This is a genomic window from Streptomyces sp. NPDC047515, assembly GCF_040643055.1.
Classification (GTDB): domain Bacteria; phylum Actinomycetota; class Actinomycetes; order Streptomycetales; family Streptomycetaceae; genus Streptomyces.
The window spans coordinates 76,021-88,135 of record NZ_JBEYTM010000024.1; the positions used below are offsets into that span (position 1 = coordinate 76,021).

General features: G+C 73.4%; 10 protein-coding genes. 4 read left to right on the forward strand and 6 right to left on the reverse strand.

Translation table 11 applies throughout. The annotated features are described in order from the left end of the window. The first annotated feature begins 136 nt into the window (after nt 1-136). Nucleotides 137-2,110, forward strand: a complete 1,974-nt coding sequence (locus ABZ826_RS20935; protein WP_361450137.1) for a DUF5107 domain-containing protein — start codon at nt 137-139, stop codon at nt 2,108-2,110. Nucleotides 2,111-2,282: 172 nt separating this feature from the next. Here the strand turns inward: ABZ826_RS20935 and ABZ826_RS20940 are convergent, their stop codons facing one another. The 3 genes from ABZ826_RS20940 to ABZ826_RS20950 all read right to left on the reverse strand — a co-directional run bounded on the left by ABZ826_RS20940 (nt 2,283) and on the right by ABZ826_RS20950 (nt 5,151). Then, nucleotides 2,283-2,636, reverse strand: a complete 354-nt coding sequence (locus ABZ826_RS20940; protein ID WP_361450140.1) for a VOC family protein — start codon at nt 2,634-2,636, stop codon at nt 2,283-2,285. A 24-nt stretch (nt 2,637-2,660) separates the two neighbouring features. Next, entirely contained in the window at nt 2,661-3,470 is an 810-nt protein-coding gene (locus ABZ826_RS20945; protein ID WP_361450143.1) for a methyltransferase domain-containing protein, read from the reverse strand. A gap of 172 nt (nt 3,471-3,642) precedes the next feature. Continuing rightward, nucleotides 3,643-5,151, reverse strand: coding sequence for a phosphatase PAP2 family protein (locus tag ABZ826_RS20950; protein WP_361450146.1), 1,509 nt, complete (start codon nt 5,149-5,151; stop codon nt 3,643-3,645). A gap of 466 nt (nt 5,152-5,617) precedes the next feature. On the opposite strand from ABZ826_RS20950, the gene ABZ826_RS20955 reads away from it, so the two are divergent. The 3 genes from ABZ826_RS20955 (at nt 5,618) to ABZ826_RS20965 (ending at nt 9,043) form a co-directional block, all read left to right on the forward strand. Next, nucleotides 5,618-6,469: an SMP-30/gluconolactonase/LRE family protein gene (locus ABZ826_RS20955; protein WP_361450149.1), complete on the forward strand. Its 852-nt coding sequence runs from the start codon at nt 5,618-5,620 to the stop codon at nt 6,467-6,469. Between the two features lie 152 nt (nt 6,470-6,621). After that, the gene (locus ABZ826_RS20960) at nt 6,622-7,935 is read left to right on the forward strand and encodes an aminotransferase class I/II-fold pyridoxal phosphate-dependent enzyme (protein WP_361450152.1); all 1,314 of its coding nucleotides are present in this window, start codon (nt 6,622-6,624) and stop codon (nt 7,933-7,935) included. 49 nt (nt 7,936-7,984) lie between these two features. Next, nucleotides 7,985-9,043, forward strand: a complete 1,059-nt coding sequence (locus ABZ826_RS20965; RefSeq protein ID WP_361450155.1) for an MBL fold metallo-hydrolase — start codon at nt 7,985-7,987, stop codon at nt 9,041-9,043. On the opposite strand, the gene ABZ826_RS20970 is transcribed toward ABZ826_RS20965, so the two are convergent. The 3 genes from ABZ826_RS20970 to ABZ826_RS20980 all read right to left on the reverse strand — a co-directional run bounded on the left by ABZ826_RS20970 (nt 9,033) and on the right by ABZ826_RS20980 (nt 12,028). Then, nucleotides 9,033-9,653, reverse strand: a complete 621-nt coding sequence (locus ABZ826_RS20970; protein WP_361450158.1) for a DedA family protein — start codon at nt 9,651-9,653, stop codon at nt 9,033-9,035. The two genes, ABZ826_RS20965 and ABZ826_RS20970, sit on opposite strands and share 11 nt — an antisense overlap. Beyond that, complete coding sequence (locus ABZ826_RS20975; RefSeq protein ID WP_361450161.1) at nt 9,650-10,432, reverse strand: MBL fold metallo-hydrolase; 783 nt, start codon at nt 10,430-10,432, stop codon at nt 9,650-9,652. Before ABZ826_RS20975 ends, ABZ826_RS20970 begins: the two co-directional genes overlap by 4 nt. A gap of 144 nt (nt 10,433-10,576) precedes the next feature. Then, nucleotides 10,577-12,028, reverse strand: coding sequence for a PucR family transcriptional regulator (locus ABZ826_RS20980; RefSeq protein ID WP_361450164.1), 1,452 nt, complete (start codon nt 12,026-12,028; stop codon nt 10,577-10,579). Nucleotides 12,029-12,115 lie beyond the last annotated feature (87 nt).

Here is a 12,115-nt window from a genome sequence, read left to right on the forward strand (position 1 = left end):
CCGGTCTCCCGAGCCGGGCCCTGCTTTTGCCGAAGTCTGACGGCGACCCCTCTGGCCGGGCCGCTGTCCAGCGTGTTCCATGGTCATCGGGGGGCGCCCGGACCTGCGGCGGCCCGCGCGAGGGAGCGAGGTTGCCTTGGCCACGACCGTACGACGTGCCGTACTGACTCTGCCCGCCGCACCACTGGGCCCGGAGAACCCGCTGCCCGCTCTGCGGCCGCTCGACGAGATGCATGTCGTCGACGACCGTGACCGAGCCGGCCTGCCACGTGACATGGCACGCCAGATCGGCTACGAGCCACTGGCCACCGTGCTGCCGGTGCGCGTCCTCGACGGGTACGGCCGCCGACGCGCCCCCACCGCGCTGGACGCGATCGTCATCGAGAACGAGCGGCTGCGAGCCACCGTCCTGCCCGGACTCGGCGGACGCATCCACTCCCTCCACCACAAGCCCACCGGCCGCGAACTCCTCTACACCAACCCCGTCCTGCAGCCCGCCGACTTCGCGCTCAACGGAGCCTGGTTCTCCGGCGGCATCGAATGGAACATCGGCGCCACGGGCCACACCACCCTGTCCTGCGCCCCGGTGCACGCAGCCCGAGTGCCCGCGCCCGACGGCGGGGACATGGTCCGCCTGTGGGAGTGGGAGCGGCTGCGCGACCTGCCGTTCCAGGTGGACCTCTGGCTGCCCGAGGACTCGGACTTCCTGCATGTCGGCGTACGGATACGCAATCCGCACGAGCACACCGCACCGGTCTACTGGTGGTCCAACATCGCCGTACCCGAAGGCGAACGCACCCGCGTGCTGGCCCCGGCCGACGAGGCGTGGCACTTCGGCTACGAGCGGACCCTGACCCGGGTCCCGGTCCCCGAGTCGGGCCACGTCGACCGTACGTACCCCCTGCGCGGCGACTTCCCCGCCGACTACTTCTACGAGGTGCCCGACGGCTCGCGCCGCTGGATCGCCTCCCTCGACGAGGACGGGAGGGGACTCGTCCAGACGTCCACCGACCTGCTGCGCGGCCGGAAGCTGTTCCTGTGGGGGAGCGGACCGGGCGGGCGGCGCTGGCAGGAGTGGCTCACCGAGCCGGGCACCGTCGGCTACGCCGAGATCCAGGCCGGACTCGCCCGCACCCAGCTGGAACACATTCCCCTTGCACCGGGCGCCGAGTTCAGCTGGCTGGAGTCGTACGGACCCCTGTCCGCGGACCCCGCGGCCGTGCACGGCGACGACTGGGCGGCGGCCCGTGCCGAGACCGAGCGGCGGCTCGCCGAGGCGCTGCCGCGCGCCGACGTCGATGCCGCGTACGCCGCCTGGCACCCGTGTGCCGACACCGAGCCCGGCGAGTCGCTCGCCACCGGCTCCGGCTGGGGTGCCCTCGAAGTCCGGCGTGGTAAGCACCGGCTCCCCGGCACACCGTTCGCCGAGTCGACTCTCGGTGAACAGCAGCAACCCTGGCTGGAGTTGCTGGAACAAGGGGCCTTTCCCGCACCGCGCGGGCCGGTTCCGCCCGGCCCCTCCCTGGTCTCCGCGCACTGGCGCGACATGCTGGAGACGGCCTCCGCCGAACCCCTTACCGAATACCACCTCGGCGTCGCCCAGTGGCACGCCGGCGACCGCGCCCAGGCGGTCCGCAGCTGGGAGCGCGGACTGGCCCTCGCCACGTCCCGTTGGCCATTGCTGCGCTGCCTCGCCGTCGCGGCCGAGGAGGGCGCCCAGTGGGACAGGGCCGCGGAGCTCTACGCCGAGGCGTTCGACGGCCTGTGCGCGGAACGCCCCGACGGTGACGGCGACGCCTGGATGTCCGCCATGGCGGCGCTCGCCCGCGAGGCGATGGAGGCGCTGCTGACGGCAGGGCTCCCCGAAGCGGCCCGGGGGGTGTGGAACGGCCTGTGCACGGAGCATCGACAGCGCGGCCGTTTCCGCCTGTTGGAGGCGCGATTGCTGATCGTCGAGGGCGACCGTGCCGCCGCTCGGGCCGTCTTCGACGAGGGCTTCGAGGTGGCGGATCTGCGGGAGGGCGCGGAAATCCTGGACGAGGTGTGGGCCGAGCTCACCGACGAGCCGCTGCCGGACAGATACAACTACCGGATGCGCCCCAGGACCTGACGGCGAAGGCCGCCCCGCCCCGCCCGGTCCCGCCCCGCCTCGTCCCGCCGCGACCGGCGCGGGCGGGGAGGCGGGACAGGGACGGCCATGAGCCGGGTGGCCACGGGTCGGGGGCGGCCGTGGCACGGCCGATACCGGTCGGGCGGACGGGCGCGGGCCGGACGAGCGCCCGTCAAACGGTCAGGTTCCGGTCGACGTACTCGAAGACCGAGCCGTCCGGGTGGACGGCGATCAGATTGCGGCCCACCGGCGTCGGCACCGGTCCGGCGAGGATCCGGGCGCCGACACGGGTGAGGGAGGCGTGGGCTTCGCCGACATCCTTGACCGCGATCGTCGCCGTCACCTTGCGCAGGATCTCCAGCTCCGGCTCCGGGCCGCTCATCAGCAGAAAGCAGCTGACCGCGGCGACCGAGACCCCGCCGCGCTCGAAGCGCAGTGCGGAACTGCCTGTGAGGTCCTCGTAGAAGGCCACCGCGGCCTCCAGGTCGTCGACACAGATGCGCAGCGTGGTTCCCAGAATATCCATGTGGGCAAGGGTAGTTGGCGGTGATCAGGCCCGGCAGAGCACCTCGCCGTGCGGGACCATGAACCAGGCGTCGTCCCGCGTGCCCCACTCCCGCCAGGCCGTGGCGATCGCCGCCAGTTCCTCGGCGCTCGCGTGGCCGCCGTCCACGGCCTGCTCCGCGTACACCGAGCCGACCGTACGGTCCGCCCACAGTCCGCTCCACCAGGCGCGGTTCTCCGGGGTGGCGAAGCACCAGTTGGCCGCGGTCGGGGTGATGTCGGTGAAGCCGGCCCGGCGGGCCCAGGAGAGCAGCCGGCGGCCCGCGTCCGGTTCGCCGCCGTTGGCTCGGGCCACCCGGCCGTACAGCTCCTGCCAGGAATCCATGCCGGGCGCGTCGGGGTACCAGGTCATCGCCGCGTAGTCGCTGTCGCGGGCGGCGACGATGCCGCCGGGACGGCAGACGCGCCGCATCTCGCGCAGCGCCCGCACCGGATCGCCCACGTGCTGGAGCACCTGATGGGCATGGACGACGTCGAAGGAGTCGTCGGGGAAGTCCAGGGCGTGCACGTCGGCGGTGGCGAACTCGACATTGTCCAGGCCGCGTTCGGCCGCGGCCTCGGCCGCGCAGGTCAGGACCTCCCGGGAGGTGTCGACGGCGGTCACCCGGCCGGGGGCGACCAGTGCGGCCAGATCCGCAGTGATGGTGCCGGGTCCGCAGCCCACGTCCAGCACGGTCATGCCGGGGCGGAGCTCATCGATCAAGTAGGCCGCGGAATTGGCGGCGGTGCGCCAGCGGTGCGAGCGCAGCACCGACTCGTGGTGGCCGTGGGTGTAGACGGCGGTCTCCTTCGGCATGGCCGTGGATCCTTTCTCGCTGATCGGTACGGCCACCGTACGCCCGGATGCCGAATAATGAGATAGGGGTCTTGTCATGTGGACAGGCGTGGTCAGTGCGTGAGCCGGCGGCGGCCGACTGTCGGTCGGCCGCCCTGGTTCGCCTGCGCGCGGCGGATTCCGGCAGGCTCCTTCACCTCGTCATCGGGCAGTACACCGTCAGCGCCTCCGGGAGCTTGTCGATCATCAACTCGTTTTTGCTGTAGGCCACTTCGCCGTCGTACGCGTAGGGCGTACCAGGTCGCAGGCCGGCGATCCGCACCTTTCGGCGCCGTTCCGCCGCATGTACGGGGGAGCGGGTCAGCGGTCCCGCGAAGGCGGCGGCGAGCAGCCGCAGGCCCGGTGTGCGGCCACCGTGCACCACCCGCACATCCAGCAGGCCGTCCCCGAGGTCGTGCCGCCGTCCGGGCGCCGGACCGACGCGCTGGAACAGCCCGTTGCCCACGAACAGCAGCCACAACGGGCGCCGCCGCCCCTCCAGTTCGGCCTCCAGCGGACGCTCGCCCCGCAGCACCTTCCACGCCGCGACCAGGCCCGCCGGCCAGCCTCCGATACGCGGGGCCCAGTGCTCACGCGTCCGTACCAGTTCGGGATAGACGCCGAGGCTGAAGGCGTTCAGGAAGTAGCCGTGCGCGCCTCCCGGTCCCTCGGGGCCGGGCCGGAAGCGGCCGAGGTCGACCCTGACCGCATCGCCCGCGGTCAGCGCGGCGCACGTGTCGTCCACCGTCTCGATGCCCAGGTCGTACGCGAAATGATTCAGCGTTCCGCCGGGGAACACGGCGAGCGGCAGACCGTGCACGGCGGCGACGGCCGCGGCCCGGTTGACCGTGCCGTCCCCGCCACAGACCCCCAGCGCCCGGCCCCGGCCCGCCGCCTTCTCCAGCTCGGCCGGGAGCTCCTCGGGGGCGCACTCCACCACCGCGGCGCGCGGCAGCGCGTCCCGTACCAGCGAGGCCGTCGCGGTCGCCGTGCCCGACTCCTGGTTGACGACGACCACCAGGTCCTGGCCGGCCGGCAGGGCGGGCGCGTGGCCGGGCGGTCGCCCCGGTGCCGGGAGCTGTCCGCGGGTCGGCACGACACCCCGCAGGGCCAGCGTGGCCCCGACGCCGAGCACCGCACCCGCCAGCACATCGCTCGGATAGTGGACTCCGGTGTAGACGCGGGAGGCGGCGACGGACAGGGCGAGCGGGGCGACGACGGCGCCCCAGCCCTTCGATTCGAGAGCCACGCCCGTGGCGAAGGCCGCGGCCGACGCGGCGTGCCCGGAGGGGAAGGACGTCGTGAACGGCTGACGCTTGAGCTGCCGTATCACCGGCACGGTGTCCAGCAGCGGACGCTCCCTGCGCACCGCGCCCTTGCCGATCGTGTTGATCGTGGCCGATGCGACCGCCAGCGAGGCGATTCCCCGCAGCGCGGCCCGCCGGGCCCGTGCGCTGCCGCCCAGCGCGGCCAGGCCCGCGGCGACCCCGAACCACAGCAGTCCGTGATCGGCGCTGCGGCTCAGCCGTGGCAGCACGGGTCCGGCGCCCGGCCAGTTGCGGTGGGCCAGGGCGTGGAACACGGTGAGATCGCGGCGGTGCAGCCGGCCGCGCAAGGAAGTGGACGACGGGCCGGTGAACGGAGTACGGCGTGGTGCGGACATGGAACACCGCCTACCCCGCCCGGACGCACCGAACCAGCGGGCGCGCTCGCGCGCGGGCCACCGGGTCGGCGGGGCCGCGTGGGGGCCTGCGTCCACCGCAGAGACTCCCGTCCCGCCCGTCAGGGCCTTGTCGGGACGCCGTCGGACTCGTGTCGGCCGGGCCGCTCGCGGCGGTCCCGGCCCAGCCGCTCACGCTGCCCGACCGACGAGCCCCGTGCCGTCCGTCGGCCATCACCCGTCACCCGTCGGTGTCGGCGTTGTCGCGGCATGTGGCGCGCGACTACTCTGTGTTCCCGATGCTGGCCGTGGCGCCGCGTCGCAGCGGGACCGCACCGGTGTCGTCGTCGCGTTCTCCCTCTCCGTATCCGTGATTCGCCGGGCCGAGGAGCGCGAGGGAACCGGTGCGCTCCGTGCTCGACGGCGCCGACGCGCTCGTCGGCCGGCCCGTCCACCACGAAGGGCAGACATGACCACCGCAGGCCTGGATGTGGCCGTACAGGAGCAGGCCGAGCTCGGCGAGGGCCCGACCTGGGATCCGGCCACCGGTCGGCTGATCTGGGTCGACATCGTCTCCGCCCGGGTGCACACCTACGACCCGGTGAGTGCCCGTCGTACGGTCATGGCCACCGAACAGCACGTCGGTGCTGCCAAACCGCGCGCGGGCGGCGGACTCGTGGTCAATCTGCGGGAGGGCATCGGACTGTACGATCCCGACGGCCGCTTCCGCTGGCTGGTCCACGATCCCGAGCCGGGCCGCCGCGGGAACGACGCGGCGGTCGCTCCGGACGGGGCGCTGTGGGCGGGCACCATGCGTGACGACGGCGCGGAGACCGGCGGCAGCCTCGCCCGCATCGCGCCCGATGGCGCGGTCACTTCGGTGCTGCCCGTCGTGGCCTGCAGCAATGGCATCGGGTGGAGCCCGGACGGGCGGCTGATGTACTTCATCGACACGCCCACACGCCGCATCGACGTCTTCGACTTCGACGGCGGGCGCGCCGTGAACCGGCGTCCGTTCGCCACCGTCGAGGAGGGTGCGGGATTCCCCGACGGCCTGACCGTCGACGCCGAGGGCGCCGTCTGGGTCGCGTTGTGGGACGGCGCCGCGGTCCGCCGCTACACGGCCGACGGCGGCCTGGACCGGACGGTCGCCCTGCCGGTGCAGCGCCCGACGGCCTGCGCCTTCGGCGGTGCGGACCTGCGCGATCTCTACATCACCTCGGCCCGCTCCGGGCTCGCCGCACCGCATCCGCTCTCCGGTTCGCTGCTGGTGCTGCCGGACGCGGGGCGCGGGCTGCCCGGTACGGCCTTCGCGGGTTGAGCCCGCCTCCCCGGCTGCCCGCTTCCCTGACTCCCCGGCCCCTCGATTCCCCGCTTCGCCGGCTCGCCGCCTCCCACCGGTGACGGCTCAGCTGGGCGGGCGCCGCCGGTGGATCCCTCGTATAAAGGGCCCTGTGTGCTCAAAGGCCCTGAGTGCGAGACGACAGGGCGGTGGCGAAGGAGGCCCGGATGGCGCGGGAGCGGACCGAGCGGACCGGACGGGCGGGGCGGCGGCAGAAGGGCGGCGGAGGGGCGCGTCGCGTACGGGAGGACCGCGGCCCCGTCCGGTACGGGCCGCCCGCCCCCGATCCCGGTCTGCCCGTCCTGTCCGAGCTGGCCGAGGTGCTCGCCGCCGCGGCCGGCCGCGGCGCACCGGAACCGACCGGTGGCGGCGACGCCCTGCGTGAGGCCGCGACCGCCTACTGGGCGCGGCGTGGGCTGCACGGCACCCCGGAGGGTGTCGCCGCCGCCCCAGGTGCCTCGCCGCTGCTGCTCGCGCTGATCGCCGCCCACGGCGGCGACGTGCTCATGCCACGCCCCTGCACGGCGACCTGGATTCCGCAGGCCCGGCTGCTGGGCAGGCCCGCCTACCATGTGCCGACCCCGGCCGAGTGCGGCGGAGTGCCCGATCCGTACGCGCTGCTGGAGACCGTGCGCAGAGTGCGCGCCGAGGGCGGCCGGCCCCGGCTGCTGCTGATCTCCGTCGTCGACGACCCGACCGCCACGGTCGCCCCGCCGGAACTCGTGCGTGAGGCGTGCGAGGCCGCGGTCGCCGAGGGGCTGCACATCGTCAGCGACGAGACCTGGCGCGACACCCTGCACCGGCCGCACGACACGGTCCTGCTCAGCCCGGCCGAAATGTGCCCGGACGACGTCACGGTCGTCTGCGACCTCGCCGGCGCGCTCACCCCGTCCTCCTGGCCGGTCGCGGTCGCCCGGTTTCCCGACACCGAGCGGGCGGCGGTGCGCCACGCCCGTACCCTCGACATCCTCACCGCACTCGGTGCGCTCGTCGCGGGACCCGTCGCCATGGCCGCCGCCCACGCGCTGCGCGAACCGGATGCCGTCACGGAGCGGGTCCGCCGGGCCGCCGCGCTCCACGCGCGGATCGCCGCGGCGGCCCACCGCGCGGTCCTCGCGTCGGGCGCGCTCGCCAGGCCCCCGCAGGCGGGGCGCCATCTCTACGCCGACCTCGGTCCGCTCAGATCGCGGCTGGCGGACCGGGGCGTCACGGACTCGCTGGAGCTGGAGGAGTACCTGACCGAACGCCTCGGCGCGCCGACGCCCGGAGGCCACCGGTTCGGCGACGAACTGGGTGCGCTGCGCGTACGGCTGGGCACCGGGACGCTGCTCGGGACGACGCCGGAGCAGCAGACGGAGTCCCTCACCGCTGTGGAGCCCCTGGAATTGCCGCACGTGGCTCAAGCCCTGAGCATTTTCGCAGCGGCTCTCGACGAACTCCGATGACGGACCGGGCGCCGGTACCGAGACGCCGAACCGAGACGGGAGTTTCTCGATGACGGAACAGACCGAGCACTCCTCGGCCGGGACCGCCCCCGCCCGCCGGATCGCCCAGGGCGAGGTCGTCGGACCGCGCCCGCTCGGCGAGGTACGGGTCTGGCCCAAGTCCTTCGCCGACCGGCTCACCACACCTCTCCCTGGTGTCATGAGCATGTCTCGCTTGGCCCGTGAACGCGCGCTGCGGCCCAACACGGAGGGGCTGCGTGGCGTCCACCGGCTCCCGTACGCCCCCGAACCCCTGCCAGCCACCCCGGCGGACACCACCTGTGTCACCTGGGCCGGGCACGCCAGCTGGATCGTCCGCACCGGCGGACTGACCGTCCTCACCGACCCCGTATGGTCCCGGCGCATTCTCGGCACCCCGCCGAGGATCACACCGGTCGGCGTCCGCTGGGAGGACCTGCCACGCGTCGACGCCGTCGTGATCAGCCACAACCACTACGACCACCTCGACGCCCCCACCCTGCGCAGGCTGCCCAGGGACACCCCGCTGTTCGTCCCCGCCGGGCTCGGTCGCTGGTGCCGCCGTCGCCGCTTCACCTGCGTCACCGAACTCGACTGGTGGGAATCCGCCCGCCTGCGCGACGTCCGCTTCGACTTCGTCCCCGCCCATCACTGGTCCAAGCGGACCCTCACCGACACCTGCCACTCCCTCTGGGGCGGCTGGATCATCGACACGGCCGACCGCGGCGGGCAGCGCATCCACTTCGCCGGGGACAGCGGATACGGCCACTGGTTCGGCGAGATCGGCCGCCGGTACCCCGGGATCGATCTGACACTGCTGCCGATCGGGGCGTACGAACCCCGCTGGTGGCTCGGCGACGTGCACACCGATCCGGAGGAGGCCGTGCAGGCGTACGAGGACCTCGGCGCCCACGCGATGGCGCCCATGCACTGGGCGACCTTCGTGCTCTCCGCGGAGCCCGTACTCGAACCGCTGGCCCGGCTGCGCACCGCCTGGCAGCGGGCCGGACACCCCCGGACACGGCTCTGGGACCTGCCGATCGGCGGCTCCCGCGTGCTGGAGCCGGTACCCCGCACGATCAGTGGCTGAACCGCGCCCGCGTCCTGCGCCACACCGCCGGCGCCCCGCTGATCAGCAGCGTCAGGCCCACCGCCGCGACCACGCCCTGCCACGGCTCGGGGAAGAGCGAACCGCCCAGTATTCCGATGAGCTGGTACGTCGCCGCCCACGCCAGGCACGCCGGCACGTCCCCCCGGGCGAACCGGCGCAGCGGCATCCGGCCCAGCAGACAGGCCAGCATCACCGGAATCCGTCCCGCCGGTACCAGCCTCGACAGCACGAGCACCATCGCGCCGTGCTCGTCCAGCTTCCGCTGTGCCTGCGCCAGCCGCTCCGGAGCGGCCCGGTCACGGATCGCCCGCAGCCACTTCGAACCGTTCTTCGACCGCACCCCGCGCTGACCGAGCCAGTACAGACAGATGTCCCCGAGGAACGCGGCGGCCGACGCCACCCCGAAGACGATCAGCAGCGAGAACGGCGACGACTGGTGCAGCGCCACCACCGCGGCCGAACTCACCAGCGCCCCCGTCGGCACCACGGGCACCAGTGCGCCCAGCGCCACCAGCAGGAACAAGGACGGATATCCGAGGGCCTGCTGTGTCGACTCGGGGGGCAGCTGTCTCACAACCTCCTGGATCACCTGGCGGCCTCCGGCCGCACCTGTTCGCCGTGCGAAAGCCGGTGCACCGCCACCTCCGGTGCCAGCTGCGCCGCCTTGCGGACGAACTCGTCGCCCGGTGAGTGGAACTCGTGGGGTCTGACCGCGTCCATCCCGACCGGCCAGTACGTGCCGTAGTGCACCGGAACGGCCGACCGCGGTGCCAGCCGGGCCAGCGCCTGCGCCGCCCGGCCCGCGTCCAGATGGCTGTGGCCCAGATACGGACCCCAGCCGCCCACCGGCAGCAGGGCCACATCCACCGGACCGACGGCCCCGGCCATGTCGTCGAACAGCCCGGTGTCACCGGCGAAGTACGTCCGCGCCTCGCCCTCGACCACATAGCCGAGTGCGGGGGAGCGATGCGGGCCCATGGGCAGGCGCCTTCCGTCGTGCAGCGCGGGAACCGCCCGTACCCGCACCTCGCCGGCCCGGACCTCGTCGCCCGGTCCGACCTCGGTGATGCGCAGCCCGCGCACCGCGCGCAGCATCCGCAGCCCCGGCACGGAGCGCACCGCACCCGTCGGCACGATCAGCCGGCTTCCGGGGGCGAGACGGGCCAGCGACGGCAGATGCAGGTGGTCGGAGTGCAGATGGGAGACGAGCACGACATCGGCGACCGCGGCCTCGGGGCCGGGCAGTTCCCCGCGGCGGCGGCGCAGATGCGCGAAGCGCCGTACGAAGAGCGGATCGGTCAGCACCCGGACCCCGGAGTCCTCGATCGTGCAGGTGGCATGACCCCACCAGGTGACTTCCACCGGCACGCGGTGCCTCCTCGTTTCCGGGTTCTTTCTTTCCGGCCCTGGCAACGAGCCTAGTGCCGTGACCGGATCGGGTGACCCGGCTTCGGCCGGTTGCCGTCCCGGCCGGTTGCGCTCCTCGCCGGTTGCCGTCCCGGCCGGTCGTGGTCAGTCGGTGAGGCCCAGCGTCCCCGCCGCCTGGATGGCCAGCCAGACTTCCGTCAGCGCCCCCGTCGACGCCATGTCACGGTCGGTCAGCGCACCGAAGCGACGCAGCCGGTAGGCGAGGGTGTTGGGGTGGATGTGCAGCGCGGCCGCCGCCGTCTCCGTGCGGCGGTCGCGCTCCATCCACGTACGCACGGATACCAGCAGCTGGGAGTCATGGGCCCGGTCGTAGCGCAGGACCTCGCCCAGTACATGCTCGACCAGCGCGGTGAGGACCGCCGGGTCCTCGGGCAGCCAGCGGCCCAGGGAGTCGTCGCCGTAGCGGACCACGGAGCGGCCCGACTCGACCGCCTTCGAAACCGCCCAGAGCGCCTCGCGCTGGGCCACCCGGAGCGCGGAACCCGGCAGGAACGGGCGGCTCATCCCGGCCGCCACGTCCGGCAGTCCACCGATCTCCCCCGCCAGCCGGGGCGCGCCCAGGACATACCGGTCCGCCCCCCAGGTGAGCAGCAGATGCGGGTGGTCCTGGAGACAACGCAGCAGGGCCTCGTCCGTGGTCCGCCGCACCACGATCAGCACGGTGTCGCCCTCGATCGCGTGCCGGGCGAGCCGACGCCGGGCCGTCTCCGGGTCCAGTACCTCCTGCAGGAGTTCGGCCAGGGTCTCCGCGCCCTCGCGGCGCAGTGTCTCGCGCTCGTTGCGCACCATCGCGACCCGCAGCGCCGCCACCGTGGCGATGTGCTGGACGACGGCGAGGCCGGCGGGCTGGGCACCCTCCCGTTCGTACGCGACGAGGAACCCCGCCGGGCCGCCGGGCGCCGGAACGGGCAGCACGAACCCGCCGGGGACGGTCGGCGGAGCGTCCACGGAAGCGGGCAGGACGCCCGGCTCGGGCGCCGGCACACCGGGCAGGAGGGGGCGCCCCTGCGGCGTGCACAGATACACGTCGTAACCGGACAGGCGCTCCAGACGGCGCAGCAGCGTCGGTGTGTCCAGATCCTCGGCGACCAGCCAGCGCAGCGAGCCGAAGACCTGGAGCTGCGCGCCGAGCCGGTGCCGGGCGTCCTCCTGGACCGAGGCGGCGACCTCCTGGGAGACCGCGATGAACGGGACGGCGAGCGGGACCTCCAGGACCGGGAAGCCACGCTCCTCGGCCGCCCGGAAGAACGCGTCGTGCAGCGGTGGCATGTGCAATTGCGCAGAGAGCGCCAGCGCGGAGACACCGGCGTCGTCGAGCCGCTCCAGATAGGCGCGCTGCCCGGTGGCGGTGCGCGGGACCGCGAGGCCCGTCGTCATGATCACCTCGGCGCCCAGCAGCCACGGCGTCGGATCGGCGAGTTCGCTGGCGTGCGCCCAGGAAACGGAGCGCCCCAGCCCGCTGCTGCCCGCCTTCACGGAGAGCTGGAGAGCGGGGAAGGAGAGGAGATCCTCCACGGTGAGTTTGTTGTCGGCCACAGACAACAGCCTAGTGCTCTGTGATCTGCACAATTGTCGACCGTCGTCGAGGGCCACAGACTGTGGGACCGTCCCCATGAACAAAAG

Bases quoted from the DNA above. Each gene is read 5' to 3' on its own strand.
- ABZ826_RS20940 (WP_361450140.1), bottom strand. From the start codon at position 2,636: ATGGATATTCTGGGAACCACGCTGCGCATCTGTGTCGACGACCTGGAG.
- ABZ826_RS20945 (WP_361450143.1), bottom strand. From the start codon at position 3,470: ATGCCGAAGGAGACCGCCGTCTACACCCACGGCCACCACGAGTCGGTG.
- ABZ826_RS20950 (WP_361450146.1), bottom strand. From the start codon at position 5,151: ATGTCCGCACCACGCCGTACTCCGTTCACCGGCCCGTCGTCCACTTCC.
- ABZ826_RS20955 (WP_361450149.1), top strand. From the start codon at position 5,618: ATGACCACCGCAGGCCTGGATGTGGCCGTACAGGAGCAGGCCGAGCTC.
- ABZ826_RS20965 (WP_361450155.1), top strand. From the start codon at position 7,985: ATGACGGAACAGACCGAGCACTCCTCGGCCGGGACCGCCCCCGCCCGC.